The 3,167-nt window shown below is 67.7% G+C and carries 1 protein-coding gene and 1 pseudogene; one reads left to right on the top strand and one right to left on the bottom strand.

What is annotated here, in order from left to right:
• Window positions 1-460: 460 nt before the first annotated feature.
• Window positions 461-2,983: a hypothetical protein gene (locus tag PV350_RS45775; protein WP_500339214.1), complete on the top strand. Its 2,523-nt coding sequence runs from the start codon at window positions 461-463 to the stop codon at window positions 2,981-2,983.
• Here the strand turns inward: PV350_RS45775 and PV350_RS45770 are convergent.
• Window positions 2,973-3,071: pseudogene (locus tag PV350_RS45770) on the bottom strand (IS5/IS1182 family transposase); the annotation flags it as partial. The gene PV350_RS45775 and the pseudogene PV350_RS45770 overlap by 11 nt on opposite strands.
• Window positions 3,072-3,167: the final 96 nt, after the last annotated feature.

Below are 3,167 nucleotides of genomic sequence, written 5' to 3'. Positions count from 1 at the left end.
GCACCAGCAGAACCACCCTCCACGGAAACTGCGCGGGGAGCCTGTGGGGGCTCCCGGCGCAGTTTCCGTGGAGGGTGGTTCTGCTGGTGCTGTCGGGACCACCGTGCCTGCTGTTGCGTCTGCTGGTGGCGCCATGGTGACCGAGGCCGTGGCCGGTCCTGTGACTGGGGCTGGTCCTGTTCGTGGTGGGTCGCGGGGTACTGGCGCTGCTGGGGACCAGCCCTCCGCGCCTGGGGTGGGAGAGCCGGCGGTGGCTGCGGGGATGCTGCCTGATGTGGAGTCCTCTGCGGGTGCAGGTACGCCTCTGCGGCCTGGATCTGCGGGGCTGGATGCTGTGCCGGCCGATGGCGCCAGGGGTGAGGACGAGGGGGCGCGGGCTACCGGTGGGCTGCATACTGAGGGCACCGCTGACACGGAGACCCCGGACCTGGCCCTGACATCCGGCGGGGTCACGCGTCCCGTGGCCGGCCGTGCGCCCGGCGCAGCCGACGAGGGGGCCGAGGTTGCCGAGGCTGTGGCGGGCGACAGCGATGACGGGGTGACGGCGGTTGGCGATGATGCTGCCCCCGGGGTGGCCGGTGGTGATGGCGATGACGTCACGGTGGTCGGTGATGGTGCGGTCGCTGGCACGAAGGCTGCGGGGGCGGGTAAGGGCGGTGTGCCGGGGTCTGGTGCCGGCCATGACAAGGTTCTTGCCTGGCTGACTGGGCAGAGCCATGACGCTGATTCGTATAAGGCGGCTTTGCTGGATCCGGACAGCCGGTTCCCGGCTGTGGTCACTGCGAATCCCGTCATGGTCCCGGCTGGCGTGCCCTTGCCGACTGGTGAACTGGATACTGTTGAGGCGCTGGTTGGCGGGTGGCTGTCTGGTGAGAAGAGTATTGCGGGCTGGACCCTGAGTGATTGGCGTGCTGTCGCGGAGGCCCGGGGTGCCGGTTATGCGGCTGTGGCTACCGCGGTTTTGCGGGTGGTTCAGGCCCATAATCCTCATACGTTCGACCGTTACCGTGCGGCGCTGGATGCCGTGAATGCCATCGGCGACCCGGTAGTGGCGGCCGGCAGGCTTCTGCGGGCCGATGACGATCTGTTGAGGCACAGGGGTATAGACGTCTTCGCCCTGGAATGGCGGGCGCTGTCAGTTGATGATCAAGCGGTTACCGAAAGCCTGGTGAGCAGGCAGCCCGGCTCGGTGAGCACGGCGCGCTGGTCTGACCGGGACTGGGGCGCGGTGGACCGGGCCCGCCGTCTCGGCCAGGCGCGTGGATTCGGTGAGGCGGTGGCGGAAGCTGTCATCAAGAAGGTGGTCACGGGCCAGGATCCGCTGGTTGGTCTCCGTGCGGCACTGTACGACGCGAGCACCGGCGATGCGGTCACCCGTCTTAACCGGGCCGATGCTGCGCTGCGGGCGATGGGCGTCGATGACGCGGAGATTTACCGCTTGGCATGGACGGACTGGCTGGACGAACAACCCGCAATCGAAGCCTTCGCCCGCCGGCTGGCCGGGTGGAGTACCTACGAATGGGACGGGCTGGAGTGGGACGGGCTGGAGTGGGACGCGGTTGCCGCGGCACACCGCGCCAGCGAGGCGCTGGCGGCCGCCGTCATTATGGGGCTGGTCACCGCCCGTAACAGCGATGCGTTCAACCAGTACCGCTCGAAGCTGGCTGCCGCACACGCCAGCGAGACCCCGGCCGCGGCGGCCCGCATCCTTATGGAGGTCGCTGAGGACCCGATGGAGTTCGAAGGAATAGGTTTCTTCGCCCTGGAATGGGCGGCCCTGCCAGCCAGTCAAAAAGCAGTTCTTCGCACCCTGGTGAGCAGGTGGATCGGCCCGAGGAGCACTGTGTACTGGACTGACGGCGACTGGGGTGTTGTCGCGGTGGCCCGCGGCTTCGGTGAGGCGGTTACGGCCGCCGTCATCAAGAAAGTGGCCACCCACCGTAACAGCACCGCGCTCGCCAGCTACAACAGGGTGCTGACGGCGGCGAGCCTCAAGAGCCGCACAGGCGACATTGCCTGGGCGGTGACCAGCGTCATGCTGGCTGCTTACGATTTGTTGAGGCACAGTGATATAGATGTCTCCAGCTTGGAATGGGCAGCCCTGTCGGCCAGCGAACAAGCCGCAACCCAAGCCCTGGTCCGCGACTCCATGCCCGAAAGCTTGTTTACCCGCCCAACCGCGGGCTGGACTGCCCACGAGTGGGGTGCTGTGGCCCTCGCCCACGCGCACATCGGCCAGCAGGCCGTACCTGTCGCAGCCTGGCGGGTAGCCGCCGACCATGCCGGCCTCCCCGTACGGAACATCAGCTCACTCCGGGAAGAAACTAACCGCCAGCTTGACAACCTCGGCTGGCCCAAGGACAACCGCGTCAACGACGCCACCGTCGCCCAGCACTACGCCACCCTGACCAAGGCGGAGGCCGGTTCTTGGGAACGCTCCGCGGCCTTCGCGATCGCTGGCCGCATCACCGAACACGGCAAGCGCCTGGGTTTCCCTGGCGGAGGCTCTGCAGATGCCGCCGTGCCGCAGGTTGCGATGTCGCAGCAGCGGTCGCAGGCTGTGAGAACGGTTGTGAACCGCCCCATGGCGGAGTCTTCGGATGCCCCTCGGCCCTCTTCCGGAATTGCTGCTGCGGGCTCCGGAGGCCCTGGCGGTTCTCACGCGCCGCACGTCCCGGGTGCGGCGCGTGGGGCAGGAACGGACGACGGGGTTCGTGGGACCGTGGTGGCAGCGGTAGGCCCGGAGGGCAGTGGTGTCGGGCCGGCTGTTAGGGGCGTCGACACCACTAACAGCGCCCAGCCCCCGGCCTCCGGCACCGGGGCTGGTGCTGGGGCTGGTGTTGCCAGGGTCGGTGACCACCCCGTGCCGGTCCCGGACGTGGGCCCAGCCGGGCTTGCGGGTTTCAGGGCTGTCCCGCAAATGATCTCTAAGCGGCCTCGGGCATGGTGGGCTGCTGTTACGGCTGGGTGGTTTACCCGGTGAGGGCGAGGTTGTGCATCCGTGCGATGCCGAGCATGGCGTGGTGGACGCCATCGCCTTTGAGACGGCAGTCGCGGAGGATCTTCCAGGTGAAGCTTCCCCTCGATGTTGGACACCTGGAGACTGGGACGTGAGGTTCCAGAGGAAGTAGTGGCCAGGTGGGAAGTAAGAGCAACCGCAGCAGGCG

This window comes from Streptomyces sp. PA03-6a (genome assembly GCF_033792765.1).
GTDB lineage: Bacteria > Actinomycetota > Actinomycetes > Streptomycetales > Streptomycetaceae > Actinacidiphila.
The sequence above is the reverse complement of the archived record's forward strand: the minus strand, read 5'-3'. Positions and strand labels throughout refer to the sequence as shown.